At 63.6% G+C, this 1,916-nt stretch carries 2 protein-coding genes; both read right to left on the reverse strand.

What is annotated here, in order from left to right:
* Positions 1–710, reverse strand: a 710-nt coding sequence (locus EN879_RS33900) for a biotin--[acetyl-CoA-carboxylase] ligase (protein ID WP_127274610.1), incomplete at its 3' end; no start/stop codon positions are given.
* Positions 711–715: 5 nt separating this feature from the next.
* Positions 716–1,916, reverse strand: a 1,201-nt coding sequence (gene nuoN, locus EN879_RS33905) for an NADH-quinone oxidoreductase subunit NuoN (RefSeq protein ID WP_127274611.1), incomplete at its 5' end; no start/stop codon positions are given.

Genomic DNA, 1,916 nt, shown 5'->3' on the forward strand with positions numbered 1-1,916 from the left:
AACACCCCGCGCACCACATTACCGTCAATTCTGACGGCAACCTCGCCGCCGAGCCCCGCGGCACGATCAAGCCACCGTCGCCTGACGGCGGCAAGTCCGCGCCCCTCATCCCACAATCGGGCATTCTCGCTCCAGGCATCCGACAGCGCCAGGAACAGTGTTTCCGCATCGCATGCCGCGCCCAGCGCGCGCAAGGAAGTTGCGGGATACGGCAAATCCTCAGGGTATGCCACCACATTGACGCCGATGCCGACCGCCACTCCGAAACGGCCGCCCTCGAGGATTGCCGATTCCAGCAGGATGCCGGCCAGCTTGGCGCCGGAGGCAAGCACGTCGTTCGGCCATTTCAGCTCGAAACGGTTTTTTCCTTCGCTGCCACCGTCGAGGCCAATGGCGATCCGGCCCTTCGGCACCACGGCATCGAGTGCATCGGCCAGCGCCAGTCCTGCGACGAAGCCCAATGTCGCGGCAAGGCGAAGCTCTGCCTTGGTGATGACGAGCAGCGTCGCCGCCAGGTTGCCTTCCGGGGTCGCCCAGACGCGGCCGCGCCGGCCACGCCCGCTTTCCTGCTTCTTGGAAACGACCCACAATTTGCCGGCGTCGCCTGCCCTTGCGTGGTCCAGTGCCAGCGCATTGGTGGAGCCGACGCTCTCATGCGCCTCGAGCCGGAACCCTTCCGACGCCGAGGTTGGAGCCAGCCGAAATGCCATGCCGTCTAGAAAAACGTCTTGGCGGCGGCTTCGGCATAGGTGCCGATCGGCCCACCGATCAACACGTAGAACAGCACGAAGGCGCCGGAGACGCCGAGCACGACACGCAATTCCGTCGCCATCGGCACGAAGCCGCCGACCGGTTCGTCGAACCACATGATCTTGATGATGCGCAAATAGTAATAGGCGCCCACCACCGAGGCCAGCACGCCGATGATCGCCAGCGCGTAGAGATTGGCGTTGATGGCGGCGAGGAAGACGTACCATTTCCCCCAGAAGCCGGCGAGCGGTGGAATGCCGGCGAGTGAGAACATCAGGATGGTCAGGATCGTCGCCATGACCGGATTGGTCGACGACAGGCCGGCCAGGTCGCTGATCTGCTCGACATTGCCTTCCTTGCGCCGCATGGCGAGGATGAAGGCGAAGGTGCCGAGCGTCATCACCAGATAGATCAGCATGTAGATGGCAACGCCGCGCACGCCGGCCTGGCTGTTGGCGGCAAGGCCGACCAGCGCGTAACCCATATGGCCAATCGAGGAATAGGCCATCAGGCGCTTGATGTTGGTCTGCCCGATTGCGGCGAAGGAGCCGAGTGCCATCGAGGCGATCGAGATGAAGACGATGATCTGCTGCCAGTCGGCGGCGATTGGCTTGAACGCGCCCATGGTGACGCGCACGATCAGTGCCATCGCCGCCATTTTCGGCGCCGCCGCCAGGAAGGCCGTCACCGGAGTCGGCGCGCCCTCATAGACGTCAGGCGTCCACATGTGGAACGGCACCGCGGAAATCTTGAAGGCAAGGCCGGCCAGCACGAAGACGAGGCCGAAAACGAGGCCAAGCTGGCGCTCGCCGCTGCCGAGTGCCGTGGCGATTTCCTGGAAGCCGGTGTTGCCGGTGTAGCCGTAGACCAGGCTGATGCCATAGAGCAGCATGCCCGACGACAGCGCACCGAGAACGAAATATTTGAGGCCCGCTTCGGTCGAGCGCAGATTGTCGCGGTTGATCGCGCACAGCACATAGATCGCCAGCGACTGCAGCTCGAGGCCGAGATAGAGGCCGATCATGCTGTTGGCCGAGATCATCAGCATCATGCCGAGCGTGCACAGCAGGATCAGCACCGGATATTCGAACTTGTCGAAACGCTCCGCCTTGGCGAAGCGCATCGACATCACCAGCGTCACCGCCGAGCCAACCAGTGCCAGCACC

Source organism: Mesorhizobium sp. M7A.F.Ca.AU.002.02.1.1, assembly GCF_003998535.1.
In the GTDB taxonomy this organism is placed as follows: Bacteria; Pseudomonadota; Alphaproteobacteria; order Rhizobiales; family Rhizobiaceae; genus Mesorhizobium; species Mesorhizobium ciceri.